General features: G+C 40.8%; 15 protein-coding genes. 10 read left to right on the top strand and 5 right to left on the bottom strand.

Features of this window, described 5'->3' with window-relative positions; translation table 11 throughout:
* The first annotated feature begins 124 nt into the window (after positions 1-124).
* From pheT to rny, 4 genes are all read left to right on the top strand, one after another.
* Positions 125-2,548, top strand: a complete 2,424-nt coding sequence (gene pheT, locus OKW21_RS27185; RefSeq protein ID WP_277485883.1) for a phenylalanine--tRNA ligase subunit beta — start codon at positions 125-127, stop codon at positions 2,546-2,548.
* Between the two features lie 123 nt (positions 2,549-2,671).
* The gene (locus OKW21_RS27180) at positions 2,672-2,968 is read left to right on the top strand and encodes a hypothetical protein (RefSeq protein ID WP_277485882.1); all 297 of its coding nucleotides are present in this window, start codon (positions 2,672-2,674) and stop codon (positions 2,966-2,968) included.
* Between the two features lie 15 nt (positions 2,969-2,983).
* Positions 2,984-3,286 (top strand): cell division protein ZapA, encoded by a 303-nt coding sequence (locus OKW21_RS27175; RefSeq protein ID WP_277485880.1) that lies wholly within the window; start codon positions 2,984-2,986, stop codon positions 3,284-3,286.
* A 127-nt stretch (positions 3,287-3,413) separates the two neighbouring features.
* A complete protein-coding gene (gene rny / locus OKW21_RS27170) occupies positions 3,414-5,024 on the top strand; it encodes a ribonuclease Y (RefSeq protein WP_277485877.1) in 1,611 nt (536 codons plus the stop codon).
* Positions 5,025-5,092: 68 nt separating this feature from the next.
* Here rny and OKW21_RS27165 read toward each other — a convergent pair whose 3' ends face one another.
* The gene (locus OKW21_RS27165) at positions 5,093-5,902 is read right to left on the bottom strand and encodes an XRE family transcriptional regulator (protein WP_277485873.1); all 810 of its coding nucleotides are present in this window, start codon (positions 5,900-5,902) and stop codon (positions 5,093-5,095) included.
* A 132-nt stretch (positions 5,903-6,034) separates the two neighbouring features.
* On the opposite strand from OKW21_RS27165, the gene OKW21_RS27160 reads away from it, so the two are divergent.
* Positions 6,035-7,210, top strand: a complete 1,176-nt coding sequence (locus tag OKW21_RS27160; protein ID WP_277485871.1) for a PAS domain-containing sensor histidine kinase — start codon at positions 6,035-6,037, stop codon at positions 7,208-7,210.
* Positions 7,211-7,321: 111 nt separating this feature from the next.
* Here the strand turns inward: OKW21_RS27160 and OKW21_RS27155 are convergent, their stop codons facing one another.
* A complete protein-coding gene (locus OKW21_RS27155; RefSeq protein ID WP_277485868.1) occupies positions 7,322-9,901 on the bottom strand; it encodes a phosphoenolpyruvate carboxylase in 2,580 nt (859 codons plus the stop codon).
* A 633-nt stretch (positions 9,902-10,534) separates the two neighbouring features.
* On the opposite strand from OKW21_RS27155, the gene OKW21_RS27150 reads away from it, so the two are divergent.
* The 3 genes from OKW21_RS27150 (at position 10,535) to OKW21_RS27140 (ending at position 12,032) form a co-directional block, all read left to right on the top strand.
* A complete protein-coding gene (locus OKW21_RS27150; RefSeq protein ID WP_277485865.1) occupies positions 10,535-11,419 on the top strand; it encodes a zinc-dependent peptidase in 885 nt (294 codons plus the stop codon).
* A gap of 123 nt (positions 11,420-11,542) precedes the next feature.
* On the top strand, positions 11,543-11,728 hold the full coding sequence (locus OKW21_RS27145; RefSeq protein ID WP_277485863.1) for a CsbD family protein: 186 nt from the start codon (positions 11,543-11,545) through the stop codon (positions 11,726-11,728).
* A gap of 133 nt (positions 11,729-11,861) precedes the next feature.
* Positions 11,862-12,032 (top strand): hypothetical protein, encoded by a 171-nt coding sequence (locus OKW21_RS27140; RefSeq protein ID WP_277485861.1) that lies wholly within the window; start codon positions 11,862-11,864, stop codon positions 12,030-12,032.
* Between the two features lie 88 nt (positions 12,033-12,120).
* Here the strand turns inward: OKW21_RS27140 and OKW21_RS27135 are convergent, their stop codons facing one another.
* The 3 genes from OKW21_RS27135 to purU form a co-directional block, all read right to left on the bottom strand.
* The gene (locus tag OKW21_RS27135; protein WP_277485859.1) at positions 12,121-12,825 is read right to left on the bottom strand and encodes a RagB/SusD family nutrient uptake outer membrane protein; all 705 of its coding nucleotides are present in this window, start codon (positions 12,823-12,825) and stop codon (positions 12,121-12,123) included.
* A gap of 47 nt (positions 12,826-12,872) precedes the next feature.
* Positions 12,873-15,152, bottom strand: a complete 2,280-nt coding sequence (locus tag OKW21_RS27130; protein ID WP_277487809.1) for a SusC/RagA family TonB-linked outer membrane protein — start codon at positions 15,150-15,152, stop codon at positions 12,873-12,875.
* Positions 15,153-15,685: 533 nt separating this feature from the next.
* The gene (gene purU, locus OKW21_RS27125; RefSeq protein WP_277485856.1) at positions 15,686-16,549 is read right to left on the bottom strand and encodes a formyltetrahydrofolate deformylase; all 864 of its coding nucleotides are present in this window, start codon (positions 16,547-16,549) and stop codon (positions 15,686-15,688) included.
* Positions 16,550-16,771: 222 nt separating this feature from the next.
* Here purU and OKW21_RS27120 point away from each other — a divergent pair, with 222 nt between their 5' ends.
* The gene (locus OKW21_RS27120) at positions 16,772-17,509 is read left to right on the top strand and encodes a DUF547 domain-containing protein (protein ID WP_277485854.1); all 738 of its coding nucleotides are present in this window, start codon (positions 16,772-16,774) and stop codon (positions 17,507-17,509) included.
* A 96-nt stretch (positions 17,510-17,605) separates the two neighbouring features.
* Entirely contained in the window at positions 17,606-18,409 is an 804-nt protein-coding gene (locus OKW21_RS27115; protein ID WP_277485852.1) for a helix-turn-helix domain-containing protein, read from the top strand.
* The last annotated feature ends 3 nt before the right edge of the window (positions 18,410-18,412 follow it).

Genomic DNA, 18,412 nt, shown 5'->3' with positions numbered 1-18,412 from the left:
CCTAAATGATTAATTTTACGTTTCCTATTGGAGTTCTTTGAACGGAATTCCCTGAAAAATAGCTGTGCATAACTAAAGCTCAGCTTTTTTATTTTTAGAACTGTATGATCAATATTATTGTAAAATGAAGATATCTGTTAATTGGCTGCAAGACTACATCAACTTTGACCAAAATACGGAAGAAATCAGCCATAGGCTGACGATGTCAGGATTAGAAGTAGAAGGAATAGAAGCATATGAGCAGGTAGAAGGAGGGCTCAAAGGCTTGGTAATAGGCGAAGTGCTCACGGCTGAAGCTCACCCTAATGCTGATCGCCTTAAAAAAACAACTGTAGATATTGGGCATGGAGAAGTGAAACCCATCGTATGTGGTGCTCCTAATGTGGAAGCAGGACAAAAAGTAGTAGTGGCTACTGTGGGTGCTAAGCTATTTCCTGCAGGGGGAGATGCTTTTGAAATTAAAAAGGCAAAAATCAGAGGTGAAGTTTCCGAAGGAATGATTTGTGCCGAAGATGAAATCGGTATGGGGGCTTCCCATGAAGGGATTATGGTCCTGGATACGGATTTGCCCAACGGGACACCTGCTTCCCGATATTTCAATATTTACGAAGATCAGGTACTGGAGATTGGCCTGACACCTAATCGGGCAGACGCTGCCTCACATATTGGAGTAGCACGTGATCTTCGCGCCTTACTGCGCAAAGAGCTTCAGTGGCCTTCAGTGGATAATTTCATAGTAGACAATCAGGAATTGCCAATACAGGTAGAGGTTGAGAATACGGACGCTTGTCCCCGTTATTCAGGAGTTACCATTAGTGGAGTAACAGTAAAGGAATCTCCGCAGTGGTTACAGCAGCGCCTTAAGGCAATTGGGCTGGTGCCCATCAATAATGTTGTTGATATTACCAATTTTGTGTTACATGAAGTAGGACAACCCTTGCATGCCTTTGACGCAGATGCTATCAGCGGAGATAAAGTAGTGGTCAAGACAATGCCTGCAGGAAGCACTTTCACTACACTGGATGAAAAAGAGCGCCAGTTACAGGCAGAGGACCTGATGATATGCAATGCTGAAGAAGGGATGTGTATAGCAGGGGTATTTGGTGGAGTAAAATCAGGCGTAAAAGAAAGTACTAAAAATATCTTCTTAGAAAGTGCCTATTTCTCTCCTGAGTATATTCGTAGAACAGCCCAACACCACAGTCTTAAAACCGATGCCTCTTTTCGTTACGAGCGAGGAACAGATCCCAGGATCACTATTTATGCCCTAAAAAGAGCGGCTCTACTGATCAAGGAGCTGGGAGGAGGCTGTATTTCATCAGATATCGTAGATATTTATCCTAAGCCTGTAGAAGACTTCAGCGTAAAAATGGCTTATAAGAATATTGATCGCTTGATCGGAAAAAAGCTTGAGCGTGACGAGATTAAATCTATTTTGCAAAATCTGGATATTGAGGTGAAAGAAGAACATGAGCAGGGCTTCACTGCTGTCGTGCCGCCCTATCGGGTAGATGTACAACGAGAAGCAGATGTAATTGAAGAGATTTTACGAATTTATGGCTATGATGAGGTTGAGACCTCTGCGCATCTGAGTGCAGATTTTCTCTCCAGCTTCCCTGAAATGGATTCGGATAAGTTACAGGCCCGTATCAGTGAGATGATGGTTGGTAATGGGTTCTATGAAATTATTACTAATTCTCTTACCAAACCTGCTTACGCTGAGGCTCTGGATAAAGGAGAGCATTCAGTAGAGGTACTTAATAAACTGAGCGAAGAATTAGGCGTAATGCGTCAGAGCCTTATTTTCAGCGGATTAGAGGTGATGGCATACAATATTAGCCACCGAAAGAGAAATCTTAAGTTTTTTGAGTTTGGTAAAACGTATCAAAAATCAGAAGGCAGATATCTGGAAAAAAGACAGTTGGCCATATTTATGTGTGGTCAGCAGCAAGCTGAGAGTTGGCAAGCGCCCAATCAAGAAGTATCTTTTCACAGTTTGTCTTCGATAATTAGAAAAATATTTAATAGGTTTGATATAGTCGATCCTGCGCAAAAGGTACTTGATGACCCTAAGTTTAGCTATGGCTTGGATTATCAGCTGGATGGAAAGTCAATAGGTCAGGCTGGTTTACTTCATCCCAAACTGGCAGCACTTGCTGGTGTAAAGCAATCTGTCTTCTTTGCGAGTATAGACTGGCCCACCTTGTTAGATAATGTGAGAAAAGTAAGCGCTAAAGAAAGGTTAATCTATCAGGAAATATCTAAATTCCCTGAAGTAAGAAGAGACTTATCTTTAGTATTGGATAAACAGCAGGGCTTTAGCCAAGTTGAGTCAGTAGCGAAAAAATACAGCAATGCCCTGGTCAAGGACATAAATGTATTTGATATTTACGAAGGAGAAAATATTGGGCCTGGTAAAAAAGCTTATGCGCTTAGTTTTGTGCTGCAGGATGCGGAAAAGACCCTTACGGACAAAGTGATAGATAAGACAATGAATAAGCTGATAAAGGTCTTTGAAAAAGAGTTGGGTGCTGTAATAAGAAAATAACATTTGTTGCTGATAGCAAGATATATAAGTTAAAGGCCTGAATTTTACTGTATGAATTACAGTTTTTAGGCCCTTAGCTTTTAGATAAAAACTAACTATAACCAAAAGTAGCAATAGCTATTTATGAATCAGAAAAAACTGATCGCTGAGATTTCTGTCTTAGAACGGAAGGTCGAGTTGCTGGTAAGTCAGCACAATGCCCTGAAGGATGAGCTTAAACAGCTAAAAGAAGAAAACCAGACACTCAGGTCAGTTGTAGACGAAAAAAACGGGCAAATTGACCATTTTCAAAAGACATTAAAATTAAGTAAAATTGTAAACAACGCAGTAGCAGATCAAGACGATACTACTGAAATAAAGCGTACGATTAACGAGTACATCAGAAAAATTGATAAATGTATTGCTCAACTAAGTCAATAAATTGCGGAATATCTAATGGGTGAACTTTCAATAAAGATAAGAATAGGTGACCGAGAATACCCCATGAAGATTGAGGCAGAGGAGGAGGAGCAAATCAGAAAGGCCGGGCGAATGGTCAACGAACAGTTGCGTAGGTATAAAGATCGCTTTGGTACTAATGATAAACAGGATTTGCTGGCAATGGTTGCCTTTGATGCTTTCATGGAAAAAATAGACTATGAGAGAACACTTTCTGATATGGAAGAGAGGGTTTCAGACAAATTGGGTAATCTTAATAAGCTAATTAGCCGCGCCCTTACGCCTGAGCGTAGTGTCTGACCAAAAGCTATTACATTGTCAAATCTACTTATCACTTATCTGTATAACTGAACTTGTTAATATTTTCGCTCATCAGTAGTTAAACTGCTATTGTACATAGTGGTACTTTTTAACAAAACTCGGAAAAATGAGTGAAATGATATTTCTACTGTTAGCCGTAGCCATTGGTTCGCTGGGCGCAGGTATATTCATCGGCAAAGGCCTTTCTAATAAATCCAACTTAGACCAGGAAAGAAAACTTCAAAGCAGGGAAGAGGCAGTCAAAGAAAAGGAGCAAAAACTCAAGGAAGAAGCGGATTTTATCGTCCGTGAAGCCAAGATCAATGCGGAGAATATCAAGAAAGAGAAGATTTATGAGGCGAAAGAGAAATACTTAAAACTAAAATCTGACTTTGAGGAAGAGTCTAATCGCAAGAAAAACATACTGGTTACTAATGAGAATAAGCTAAAGCAGCGTGAACAGCATCTGAGGGAGCAAATGGAAAAAGTAAAAACTCAGGAAGCTGAACTCAGGACCAAAGAAGAAATGCTGGAGTCTCAGCAAGAACTCGTAAAAAAGAAACAGTCCGAACTTGATAAAATCAAGCAGCAGCAGGTGACTATACTCGAGAAGGCGGCAAGCCTTACTGCTGAAGAAGCGAAGCACCAGCTAATGGAAAGCCTGGAAGCGGAAGCTCGTACGCAGGCATCAGCTCATATCAAAAATATTATTGAAGAAGCTAAGCTTTCGGCTACCAAAGAGGCTAAGAAGGTGGTGCTGGAGACTATTCAGCGCACAGCTACTGAGCACGCTATAGAGAACTGTGTTTCAGTTTTTAATATTGAAAGTGACGACATTAAGGGTAAAATTATCGGTCGTGAGGGTCGGAATATTCGTGCCCTAGAAGCTGCAACGGGAGTAGAGATTATCGTAGATGATACTCCGGAAGCTATTATTATTTCCGGTTTTGACCCTGTTCGCAGAGAGATTGCCCGCCTTTCTCTTCATCGCCTCGTGACGGATGGCCGCATCCATCCTGCACGTATAGAGGAAGTGGTAGCCAAGACTACCAAGAATATGGAGGAAGAGATTATTGAGATTGGTGAGCGTACAGCCATTGACCTGGGTATTCATGGACTACATCCCGAATTGATTCGGATGGTGGGACGTATGCGCTTTCGTTCCTCTTACGGACAAAATTTGTTACAGCACTCTCGCGAAGTAGCTAACCTGGCTGCTACTATGGCTTCCGAACTTGGCCTGGCCCCCAAGCTCGCCAAACGTGCAGGTTTACTACATGATATTGGTAAAGTGTGGCCGGAAGAGCCGGAATTGCCGCATGCAATACTAGGAATGAAACTGGCCGAAAAATACAATGAGCACCCTGAAGTATGTAATGCCATAGGGGCCCACCATGATGAAATTGAAATGACATCTATTGTCTCTCCTATTATTCAGGCCTGTGACGCAATATCGGGATCGCGTCCTGGTGCTCGTCGTGAAGTAGTAGATTCTTATATTCAGCGCCTGAAGGACCTAGAATCGCTGGGTATGGACTTTGATGGCGTGAGCAAATGTTACGCCATTCAGGCAGGAAGAGAGCTGAGGGTTATCGTAGATGCAGAACATGTCACTGATGATCAGGCAGGCACATTATCGTACGAAATCTCCCGTAAGATAGAGAAAGACATGCAGTATCCCGGACAAGTTAAGGTGACAGTAATCCGCGAGATGCGCTCAATTAGCTATGCTAAATAAGTAGAAGGAAAACCTATAATGCATAACCGATAAGGCCTTGGCCTTATCGGTTATTTCGTATAAGACTATCAGTCTTCATCTTTTTTTACAGGTTTTAGCTCCCCATTTTCACGAACTCTTCCATCTAGCTTAAGAGCTGATTTTAGTATGTCTACGGTTTTTTCTAACTCTTCTAGCCTGTGGGTAAAAAGCCTTTCATCTGTACTTCCCTTAGTTTTATTTAGAAATTCAGTCGTGATCTTTCCTTTAATTTCCCAGATCTCTATCACGTCACTATAAGCCAGCTTATATGCTTTGTATTTAGGGTTATCACTCTTGAGCAATAACGTATTATTGTTGTCATGAAATACTCTTTTGGCAACAATACCATCGCTGGAAATAATCACACAAAGCTGATTTTCCTGTATGCTCTCAATTTTGTCCACGGCCTCAGTGATCACCACCTCATTTTCGCAGAGGTGAGGGTGCATGCTGTCACCACTGATATTAAACATGCGAAACTTTCCCTCCTCAAAGCCGGGAATGCGATAGGCTCCCAGGGTTTTAATGTACTCTGAATCCGCACAATTATCCGGATAACCAGCCTCAGCATCCTTATCTACAAAAGGAATCAGCTGGTTAGAAGTATTTTGCGAATTAGGAGGAGTACCCCGGGCCGTATCAATTTTCTGGTGTGAGAAAATTTCCCCCTGGCCAAAAAGTAACCAGTCAGTCCGTAGCTCAAACGCTCTAATGAGGCTATACATTGTGGAAACAGAAAGCATAGTTTTACCACTTTCTATTTGAGAAAGCGCAGCCTGCGTAATAGAGATCTTATTGGCAAAATCTTTTTGAGAAAGGTTTAGTAGCCTACGTAAGCTTAAAATACGCTCTTCCATATCAGTATGCAGTTAACTTTTGATGTAAAAATAAATATTCTTATATTTCCATAAGGAATATAAGTTTACTTAAAATTAGCCTAAATAACCCACTTTTGCATCTATTCGCAAACATTTCTTGAAATAATATCAATGGACCAAACAGCGTATCTCGAAGAACCATATAAAGAAAGCAGCAAACAATACTTAACCTATTTAAAAGACAAATTCAATGATAGTGGTCAAACACTTTTACCAAAAATACACCAAATTCCTCTTGCCGTATGTGTCAGTAGTGAGGAAGGCATTTTAGAGCAGGTCAATGATGCATATTGTGCTCTCTATCAGTATTCAAGTGATGAGCTGCTGGGGCAGCACTTTACAATAGTGGTTCCTGAAGCCAGTAAAACAAAACTTGTACAGCTGCATGAGAATTTTATGACTCAAAAGCATGAAATGGCGGATGAATGGGAAGTACAGCGAAGAGATGGAAGCCTGATTACAGTATATGCGAATGCTGCTTATGTAGTGATGGATGGTGCGCCCAAAAAGGTAACTTTTGTAGTTGATATCTCAGACACCAAGAAAACAGAGAGAGAACTCAAAGAAACCATAAGTAAGCTGAATGCTCTGGTTACTTCTCAGGAGCATGCTATGGAGCTACTATTGCATGACTTAAGGGGGCCGGTCGGCAATATCCTTTCTTTGTCTGAATTAATGTTGGATGAGCGTTTTACGAGTGAACAGCAGACAGAGATAACGAAACGCTTACAACAATCTGCACAAAGAGCATTTGACCTTACTAACCGTTTATACGGCATCGTACAGATTGAAAGTGATCAGTATAGCCCAAACCCCGCTGTTTTTGATTTGCATAAAATGTTAGGTGACGTCTGGGCTGACCTTTCAATTTTAGTAGAGACAAAAAAGCTGGCGTTACGAACAAAAAAAGATGCCGCCTGCCAACAAGAACTAATGCTTAGCAGCGATGCTTTCCTTTTTAATATTATATTCTATAACCTGTTAAAGAACGCCGTAGAAGCCTCGCCCAAATCTGAGCAAATTAGCGTTGAGCTCAAGCAAGTAGATAGATGCTTACATATCACGATTCATAATCAAGGTGAAATTCCTCCGGAAGTTCAGCAGAACTTTTTCCAAAAATATATTACCTCCGGTAAAGCTAAGGGGACAGGCTTAGGTACATATTTGGTCAAAAAATCAGTTGCGCTTTTGCAGGGGGATATTTCTTTTAGCAGTACAGCAGAAGAAGGAACTTCTCTTTATTTACAATTTCCGATTAGCATTGTTAATAAGAACGAAGAATATTGACAATTGGAGGAAAACGGCTCAGGCTCAAATGAGATAACTTCAATGAAAATACTTTCGCTAACTGATGCCTGGGATAGCCAGCGAAAGTATTATATTGATTGTATGGTTTGTTTAAGCGGAATTTCTACCCGCATTGATAATACCAAAAGAGCAGCGTACCACCATTTTTTCATACACATTCATATTGGCACTTTCAGAATCAGAACCACCTTCTCTTACTTCCCGAATCTTGTTAAGGGCATACTGCTGAATAGTAAGTAAGGGCAACTCAATGCGTTGACGCATTTGTATGGAAAGACGATTGATGGGTTTATCTTCCATCAGGTGAGTTGTACCAGCTAGCTTAAGCATTTGAGTTTTAGTACGCTGAAACTCTTCATGGATTAAGGTCCATAAGGCACCATATTTAGGGTGCTCAGCAAGAAATGCCGTAAGCGGGAAAAAAGATTTGCACATGGCCATCTCGCAATTATCCATCAATGTCTTAAAAAAGAGGGAGCTTTGATACAATTGCCGTACTTCCTCCCATTTGCCTTCAGCTTCCAATTTTTCTAAGGCGATGCCTACCCCATAGTAACCGGGAAGGTTTTGCTTGAGTTGGCTCCATGACCCTACATAAGGCACAGCCCTGAGGTCATCCAGGTTCAGCTTACCGGGCTTACGTTTGGAGGGGCGGCTACCAATATTTGCCTGACCATAATAGCGAAGTGGACTTACTTCATTCAGGTACTCTAAAAAGCCAGGGTGATTTTTTAGTGCATTGTAAGCTTCATAGCTTTTTTCTGATAAGCTTAAGAGTAAATCATCCTCTTCTTTGGTTTGTGTGAGCTTATCGGAGTAGAAAAGCGCATTACTGATACCGGCATGCATCAGTTGCTCCATGTTGAACTGAGCACTATCTACTGTACCGAAATTAGAACTGATAGTTTGTCCCTGAATAGTAAGCTGAATTTCTTTGTTAGCGATATTGCTTCCCAGAGAGGCGTAAAACTGGTGGGTCCTTCCCCCTCCACGTGCAGGAGGGCCCCCTCTTCCGTCAAAAAATACTACCTGTATGCCGTATTCTTTGGAAATTTGTGTAAGTGCCTCTTTGGCTTTATAGATACTAAAATTAGCCATCAGGTAGCCTCCGTCTTTTGTTCCGTCAGAGAATCCCACCATTATGGTTTGTATATTATTACGCTTTGACAAATGCTTACGGTATGCCTCATTTTCATATAGTGTCTTCATCACTTTAGCAGCATTTCTCAGGTCCTCAATAGACTCAAATAGAGGAACAATATCTACTTTGAGCTCATCAGTCTTCCATCCTCCTAATTTAAATAAGCCATAGACATGCATAACGTCCAGGGCACTGGTGCTATGACTGATGATGTAACGATGACAGCCATTTTCACCATTGCGTTTTTGGATAGTCTTTATCGCCGAAATAGTCTCCAGAGTATCTCTGAACAACTCATTTTCAAAAATGGAAGGGTCAAGGGTTTCCTGAATATTCAAAAGCGCATCAATTTTTTCTGCTTCTGAAAGCTCAGTATAGTTATCCGGAAGGGCTGAAGAGTGTTGAGCGATCTCAGCCATTAGTTCTGAGTGCACTGAACTGTCCTGCCGTATATCCAAGGTTGCAAAATAGAGACCGAACAGTTCCACCTTTCTAAGAAGATTTTCCACCATCTCCTGAAAAAGCCCGTTATGTTGCTCCATCAGCGTAGTACGTATTTGCTTGAGCGTACTAATAATTTCTTCTTTGGTTAAGTCAGCGTGATGGTTGGGATCAGAAAGGTTTTGGTGGATTTTTTCCTCTAAAGAAGCCACCACATTAGATACGCCTTTAAAAGTGAGGCGGCTTTTTAACTGATGTACATCTATATAGTAAGCATTAAGAATGCCTGTACGCAATTCAGCCGCCACTTTGAGCGTAGTGTTTACTTTAACGTAAGGGTTTCCATCCCGGTCACCACCGGGCCAGAAGCCCAGGCGTATCAGCGGGTTTTCCTCATTGACTTCTTCTTGAAACTGATTTTTGAAATTAGACATGATTCGGCCTGCCGCAGGATAAAACCTGTTTTGTAAAAACCAGATCAAGTTAACCGCCTCATCATAGGGAGTAGGTTTTTCTTTCTTGAAAAAAGGAGTTTTGCCCAGTTGCTGCAAAAAACTATTAACCTCAGCCGTATTGTCCCTGATAATGGCATTGGAGAGATCATTGATGATTCCCAATACTTCACTAGGGTAAAACTGCGTAGGGTGGGCTGTAAGCACTAACCTTACCGAAAAATCTTTGAGCTTTTCAGCCAGTTGAGCTCTCTTATTAGAATGTAATACCTCTGATTGTAAATGCTTAAGGGTACCAATTCCATTCAGGTCATAAATGTCACCGAAGGCAGCGTCTTCTACAGCATCAAAAAGTACTACCTGCCGTTCAGCGTATTGTACAAACCTGAATAGCAAGTCGATTTGCTCCTGTTCATTTTGGTAAGAAGTATACTGCTGGAAAAAGGTATCTATGATCTCTACCGGGCTTTGCTGTTTGTTATAGCCTTCCTCACAGTGTAATAAAAAAGTGGATAGTAGCACTCCTGTTTTTTCTACCCGATGAAAGGGGAGGGCAGTAAAGAGGCTATTATACAACTGAAACTTTAAGCCTACTTGCTTATTATAGTTTTGGATTTTAGCGTTAGTTAGGTTCATAAACATTCGTTTTTTCTCTGATACTTACAGCCAGTTTATTAGGTATCTCACCCCTTAAAGGTAGAAATTCCGGCATGTATAAATTCTAATAACAATAATAAGGCTTATATCTGTAATATGGCAGTGTCTTAATAATATAAGACTCTTATTGAGTTAAGAGGTTTCAATTTCTGATTCCTGCTTTAAGCTGAAAGATAAATAACCTTCTTGCCCCTTATGCATCCATAATGAACAGCGTTCTTGAGAAATAGATAATCAATGAGGTCAGGCTATCATGTTGATATCATCATACTGCCTGGGCTTCATGCTCGTCTGTGTCAGCCCCTCAGAGGCCCATTCTCTTTTCTTCTTCTTAAGCTGGTCTGAACCTGATAAAAGAGATTCCTTCCTTAAGGGAAGCTTTTGTCCAGGCTAAGTCAAGAAGTGCTGACGAAGGGGCGATTATTGAAGCTGATATTAGCAATAGCTTATGGCTGAGACGCAGAAGGCAGAGAAGTTTACGCCCAACTTAGCATACTTAGACAAAATAAAAACCTTTTTACCAAAGCGCAGTTAAGCCAAAGGTCTTTTGATAAAACATCTGGCTTTTCTTGAGGAAGCTTTACCAATTTTTTAGACTTATTTATTAGCTGAATGAATGTATTTTTTACTGTAATAGGATTTTTGCTTTTTGGTTACCTGGGCTTCTGGATATGGTACAGAAACCGTCCTGCTTACTCAGTCCCTTCCAGGTTTCCGGTGGAGTGGAAGGAGCTACTTCAAAAGCATGTTCACTTTTACCAGAACCTGAATGAAAAAGAGAAACGGCGCTTTGAGAAGAATATTCGTAACTTCTTAAAACAGGTACGGATTACGGGCATCAAGGTAGAGGTAACAGATCTGGATCGTTTGCTGGTAGCTTGTAGTGCCGCAATCCCTCTCTTTGGGTTTCCCAGTTGGAAGTACAATTACCTGCATGAAGTCTTACTTTACCCTGCATCATTTGACCGTAATTTTTCAATGGATAATCCCGAAGAGGTAATTACCGGGATGGTGGGAAGCGGGCGAAACATGGACGGAGTGATGGTCCTGAGCAAGAAAAGTTTGCACAATAGCTTTGGCAATACCAGTGATAAACATAATGTAGGCATTCACGAGTTTATCCATATTCTGGACAAGCAGGATGGTGAAATTGATGGCATTCCCGGGGAATTAAATAATAAAGAATATGCGAAGCCATGGCTCAGACTCATGCGCAGGGAAATGCAGCGTATTCGCAAGGGCAAGAGTGATATTGATGCGTATGCGGCCACAAGTGAGGAAGAATTTTTGGCAGTAGCCAGTGAATATTTTTTTGAAAGACCTAAGCTGTTTCAGCAGAAACACCCTGATTTATACAAAACCCTGCGCAAAGTGTATCATCAGGATATGAAAAGAAGGCTGCGTAATCCCTTTCGTAAGCCTCGCCGCATTGGGCGTAATGACCCTTGCCCCTGTGGGTCAGGTGAAAAATTCAAGTACTGCTGTATGAAAAACTAATGTAAATCCAGAAAGTGCACCAGCAGGTAATTTTGATAAATTACCAATTCAAAAAGATAACAATTATGGATTTGGTAGGTTGTATTTTTATTTAAACCAATGTATAACTTAATTTTTTTAGCTATGGATGATTTAAGAATCAAAGGTAGATGGAATGAAGTAAAAGGTAAGCTTAAGCAGGATTATGGTGAGCTTACCGATGAAGATTTAACCTATGCTGAAGGTCAAGAAGATGAACTTTTAGGGCGGTTACAAAAGAAAACCGGCAAGAGCAAAGATGAATTAAGAAAAAAAATAAACAGTTATTAGCAGATAATAATTTTTGAAAATATTCTTCCTGATTGGGATATGTATGCAACATAGCGTCATATCCCAATTTTTTATAACAACCGGATGTGTTCTATTTTTTCCAGGGTAAAAAACATCCTTATTGTATATTATTATGAGCTATACCCATATCAAAACACTACTTCTGGCATTAACGCTCATGTTTGGTATGAGTGCCTGCGATTTTATAGGCGATATTTTTGAAGCAGGATTCTGGACTGCCATTATCCTGATTATCATAGTGGTAATAATAATTGGCCTGCTGGTGAAGAAATTTTTAAGATAGAAGAAAATTCAGAACCTACCAGCATAAAAAATGGTGAGTATGCAGGGTGCGCAACATTTTTAATACTGATAGGTATTACTTACTTATCCTAATAGCCGGGATTCTGCTCAAGTTTACGATTCACATCTAATTCTATCTGAGGAATGGGGTAAATATGGAAGTCAGGATTTGTAACACCCAGTTCATCTGCTTTTCCAGCCCTTACATAGTCAAACCAGGCTTCCCCTTCCAGCACCATTTCTCTTCTTTTCTCTTCTACTATCTCATTGATAAATGCATCTACTGAGCTAAATTCGGAGATATCTGAAGGAACTCCTGCACGAGTTCTCACTCGATTATAAGCATCAAAAGCTTTCTGAGTAACTGATCCTGCATTTCTGGCAGCAGCTTCAGCATAAATGAGCAGAATCTCAGGCACTCTCATGAGCGAAATCGCATCAAAGTTATTGATTGAGGTATATTTTACTATATAATGTTCTCCATTTTGCTGATAAAGTGTTTCCTGAAAGCGAATATCCTCCTCTGTATACAGTTCTAAGAGTGGGGAAATACCATCTTGCCTGTACACTACTAAGGGCGTGCCTGCTGTACCGTTATAAGGCTCTCCTGAGGGCAACGTAAGTGCAGATAATGCGTTATATCCGCTACGCTGATCAAAAGGAATCTCCAGTAAAGTTTCTTCTTCATCACTATTGATAAAAATAGAGCTATAATCAGGAGTTAAAGAAAGAGGTTTCTGATCAATTACTTCTGAAGATAATGCTTCAGCTTGTTCATAATTACCGTTGTACAAATGAACCCTTGGCCAACAGGGCTTTGATTAAGAGTAAATTGGCCCGGTTAGGCTGACTGTAAGCTATAGGCATCATCTAGCCCGTCTAATACCTCTTCTCCCGCCAGATAGGTAACCTTGTTTTTGATAAATGACATATTGAGGCTAGTGTTCCATGAAAATGCTCCTTCTGTGTTTCGACTAGAAAGCTCAAACTCAAAACCCTTATTCTCCATATTTCCCAGATTGACGGTAGTAAACAAAGTGCCGGTAGCCTGGGGCATACGATAACTGGTCAGTAAGTCTTCAGTTTTTTTGATGAAATAATCGGCCAGAAGACTAATTCTGTTTTCAAACAGGCCTAAGTCCAGGCCAATATTATATTGAGTAGTAGACTCCCAACCCAACTGGTCGTTTCCGATGGTCTGAGGAATAAATCCGACATAATCTCCATAATAAACACTGATGCTGTAAAGCGGAACCGCATTATAGAAATCTCGTGGTTGGTTTCCCGACTTACCCCAACTGGCACGCAGTTTCAGGTTATCGATAGTCGGTATGTTTTGGATGAAATTTTCTTCAGATATTCTCCAGGCTGCTGCTACAGAAGGAAATGCTCCATAAAGATTTTCCTGACCAAATCTGGATGAACCATCAATGCGATAGTTGGCTGTCAGAATATAACGATCTTTGAAAATATAATTGATCCTGGAAATAAATGAAGCCAGGCTCCAACTTTCTTCTCTTTCACTCACATTATAGGAGGTAGCGTTGTTTACAATGACTACTTCATCGGTAGCAAAACCATTGGCGGCAGTAGATAATTGATTGATACTTGCTCTTTGCAGGGTATTTCCCACCAGAGCCGTAAACTCGTGATCTCCAATAGTTTTGTGATAGGTAAGCGTATTTTCGTTGAGCCAGGTAAAGGTGAGATAGCGATTCGTGTTCCTTACCCCTTGTCTTTGCATTCCGGCTATTATCCCTTCTCTTGGGCGATAAAACTCTCCTTCATTATCAGTTCTGTCAATACCAAAAGTAGACCTGAATAATAATCCTTCAAGAGGTTCAACTTCCAGGTATAAATTACCCAGCACCCTGTCTACCTGGTCATAATAGGTGGGAACTTCTGCTGCGGCAATAGGGTTGTCGCGATTTATAAGGGTATCAAGATAAAAATCTCCGTTTTCATCATATACAGGAATGTTGGGGCGACTAATAAGCGCAAGGGTTACCGGGCCAGCCCCTCCGAAGTCCTCAATAATTCTGTCAGTGGTGCCACGAGACAAGCTAAGGTTAGTGCCAAACTTCACCCAGTCATTTATTTCGTGTTCCAGATTAGTTCTCAGACCTAGCCTTTCATACCCTGAGTTTCTGACAATTCCTTCCTGATTGAAATATGAGCCGGAGACATAATATGTGGTGTGCTCACTGCCTCCACTAGTAGATAGGGTATAGCTTTGAATAGGAGCTATTTCTCCATCCTCAATCAGTTTATTCTGGTAAAGCTCCTCTTGCCAGTTCGTATAAACATCTCCTGCGGCAAAGCCAGGGTCCTCCCAATCGTTTAGTGCGGCAAGATCAGCAACATACTGCTTGTATTCCTGAGTATTGGCCATGTTTATCGTATTGGGTAATTCCTGCAGACCGTAGTAAGCATTAAGATTTACCTGACTGTCACCACTTTTCCCTTTTTTAGTAGTGATCAGCACCACCCCATTGGCGGCCCTCGCTCCGTAGATAGCAGTAGCCGAAGCATCCTTCAGCACCTCAATAGAAGCTACATCTGCCTGATTGATAGAAGCCAAAGGATTGATCGTCTGGCGGGCACCAGCATTAATCCCTCCATAATTGTCGGAATTTACCGGAACACCGTCTACTACATACAGAGGTTCAGTGGTACTTGAGTTTAATGTGGTAATTCCCCTTACTCTAAAGTTCAGCGCACCCCCAGGAGTGCCCGAGTTTTGGGTTACCTGTACACCGGCCACTTTGCCTTGCACAGCCTGATTGAGCCCCACAACAGGATCGGATTCGATATCTTCACCACCTATAGAAGAGACAGAGCCGGCTAGCTTGTCCCGGTCTATCACACCATAACCAACCACCACTACTTCTTCCAGTTGCTGCGTAGCGCTACTTAACTCAATGTCAAGAATAGTATTATTTCCCACCTGTACCTCTTGTTCTTCATAGCCTACAAAAGAGAATATGAGCACCGGATCACTGATAGAGTCTGGTAGGGCTAGTGAGTACTGTCCTCCTATAGAGGATAATGTTCCGAGCGTGGTATGCTTAATAAGCACATTCACTCCGGGAAGAGGCTCCTGATCCTCTGTCGATAGTATGGTTCCTTAAACTTTGCGTTGCTGTGCCTCTGCCAGGTTACTGGCGACTATCGCAAACAGTAAAAAATACTTTTTCATAAAAAAATATAAAAGGTTAAAAATGTTGAATATGGATGGCTAATTCATAGAAAATATACGGGTTTGGCACAAAAAATAGCACTTACGTTAGCTTGTAAATTCTTTATATACAGACGAATAGTTCACATATAAGTAGTAAATGCTCACAATTGTTAACAAGAAATAAATACCAAAGCTATTTCGTCAATACATATGCTCATATGATGTAAAAAAGTTTGTGAATTCAAGCCTTAAATCCTCATTATGGGTGTATTGCGTCCAAAATGAGTAAGGGGGTTTATACAGATGTGGGGTTTTTAGTTTTTACAAAAAAATAATACTTAGGGAGTTGCTCGTATTTTATTGCTGGTAAAATGTTAAAATACCTGATTATAGAGGCGAAAAATACTAACAGTACTTAATAGGAAAAATACTAAGGAAGAAAGGTAGGAATATGCAGCTATTATTCATAGCATTTAATCAAAAATGATGGTCTTATTCTCATTTACAAGAATACGGTGTTCACTGTGGTGGTGTAATGCACGAGCAAGTACCAAACGCTCCAGGTCCCGTCCTTTTCTTACCAGATCTTTCACTGAATCCTTATGCGAAATTCTGATAATATCCTGCTCAATGATAGGGCCTTCGTCGATTTCTGCGGTTACATAATGGCTGGTAGCGCCAATGAGCTTTACACCTCTCTCATAAGCTTGTTTGTAAGGATTTCCCCCGATAAAAGCAGGTAGAAAAGAATGATGAATGTTGATAATCTTATTAGGATACTTTGCTACAAATTGCGGAGATATGATTTGCATATAGCGAGCCAGCACAATCGTATCTATCTGATGCTTTTCCAGGAGGGCAATCTCTTTCTCTTCCTGTTCCATACGATTTTCTTTAGTAATGGAAAATACATGATAGGGAATATCGTAATGCCTGGCCAAAGGCTGCAGATCAGGGTGGTTGGAAATGATCAGCGGGATGTCAAAATCAAACTCTCCCATACTTTTGCGCCAAAGTATCTCCTGCAGGCAATGATCATACTTAGATACAAATATAGCAAGCCTGTTCGCCACACCTGAAAACTGTAATCTCCAACTGGCATCAAATTCATTGGCCAGGGGGGCGAAAGCTTCTTTCACCTTAGACGCAGGAATAGAAAAGTTTTTCATATCCCAGGCTACTCTGGCCGAGAATATATTTTGGTGCGTGTCTACATGCTCGTCCAGGTCAAGAATATTCCCTCCTCGTTCAAAAATAAAATGTGAGATTCTGGAAACTAAGCCCACCCTGTCCGGGCAGGAGAGCAGTAGTATAGCAGTAATCTTTTTGTTGTCCATAGGTAACTAAGTTTTTCAAAGACTCACACTGTCGGTAACCTTCGTAAAGTAAAGGAATTAGCGAAAAATGTGCGATATCATTTGTGCTTTTTATATGCTTAGGTACTGATGTGTCTCCTGCAAATACATTATTCCTCTCAAAATCAGCTCGCGCATGATAGAATCTATAGGCTAATATTTAATAGTACAAAAAATTATTAGATTTGTATAAAATTTAGCCATATGAAAAAGTCGCTCTGCTTACTCATCATTTTCGGATGTACTGTTACCAATATGCAAGCCGGAATAGATTATCAGTCTTTTCTTCAGGAGACGGATAGCTTTATGAGGCTTTGGGCAAACGATGGGAAAGTAGACTATCAGAGGATACAGAATCATTTTGAGTTAATAGAAACATTATACCTGGCCATTGGGCAGGTGGAAGTGAGTAAACTAACAGCAGAGGAAACAAAAGCATTTTATCTAAATGCTTACAACCTCATTGTGATACATCAGATTTCAAAATACTATCCCCTGAGTTCTCCCCTGGATCATGAAGGTTTCTTTGACCGAGAAAAACACCTGGTGGCTGGAGAAAGCATGACTCTTAACCATCTGGAAATTATGAAAATCATGATTCCTTACCGTGATCCGCGTATTCACTTTGCGCTTTCCAGCGCTGCCGTTTCATGTCCCCGACTGGCAAACTTCGCCTATCTACCCCAAAAGCTGGACGAACAACTGGATCAGAGGATTCGTTTAAGTTTGAATAATGAAAATTTTATTAAAATAGATCACGAATCAAGAATAATACTGATCTCCCGAATTTTTGCCTGGTATAAGAACGATTTCACCTATCATGGTAAAAGCCTCAAAGTGTTTATCAATCAGTACAGAAGTGCTAAACTTCCTGAGAATTATGCACTGGATTATTCTGAATACTACTGGGCGTTGAATGCAAAAGAAGTAGTTGGCAGATAATGAACAACATCTTCTAGAGGTAAGATTGAAAGAGGGGTGAAGTTGTACTCAGAAAGTGTTAACTTTCTGCGACATTAAGTGTTACCACAAGCGTTCATGCAAAGTTTTCCTCTTAAAGCCAAGATTGAAACTCATCAGTTGTTTAAGGTGAGTAAAATGAAGGAAGTGATCAAGCCTACCCGTCCGCATAAACATGATGGTTATTTTGAAATTATCCTGCTCAGCGAAGGTGGTGGATTCCATACCATAGATGACAGCGGTCATGAAGTCATCCCGCCTTTAGTACATATTCTTAAGCCCGGTCAGGTACACTGCTGGGACTTTTCACAAATTCCTAAAGGTTATGTGCTGATGTTTAAGGAAGAGGTTTTGCGAAATTATCCGGCTGCACGCAACAAGCTCTATGAGTTTCAGCCTGAAATCAAATTGAAAGATGCTCATGACCTAATGAGTATTTTTCAGCAGTGCATAGAAGAGTATCAACAGAAGAGGGGGACGGAGGAAATGCTGTATGCTTACCTCAATCTGATCATCTTAAAACTTTCGCAGAAGTTAACGCATCAGCAGCATGGTAGTCAAAATAAGCTTAATCTACTTTACAGCTATAAGAAACTGGTAGATCAAAAGTTTCATGAGCTGAAGCTGGTCAGTGAGTACGCAGAAGCGTTGAATAGCTCTACCGCCAGGCTGAATGAAGTATGCCAGCTGGCAATAGGCAAAAATGCCAGTAGCATCATTAAAGAACGCATCGTGCTGGAAGCCAAAAACTTGCTGTTTCATACCGATAAAACAGTTACTGAGATTGCTACGGATCTGCAATTCAGCGATACTTCGAATTTCACCAGATTTTTCAAAACCCAAACCCGGTTGACACCTCAGAAATACCGTGATATGATGTAGTAA

Origin of the sequence: Catalinimonas alkaloidigena (genome assembly GCF_029504655.1) — a bacterium.
GTDB lineage: Bacteria > Bacteroidota > Bacteroidia > Cytophagales > Cyclobacteriaceae > Catalinimonas > Catalinimonas alkaloidigena.
The sequence above is the reverse complement of the archived record's forward strand: the minus strand, read 5'-3'. Positions and strand labels throughout refer to the sequence as shown.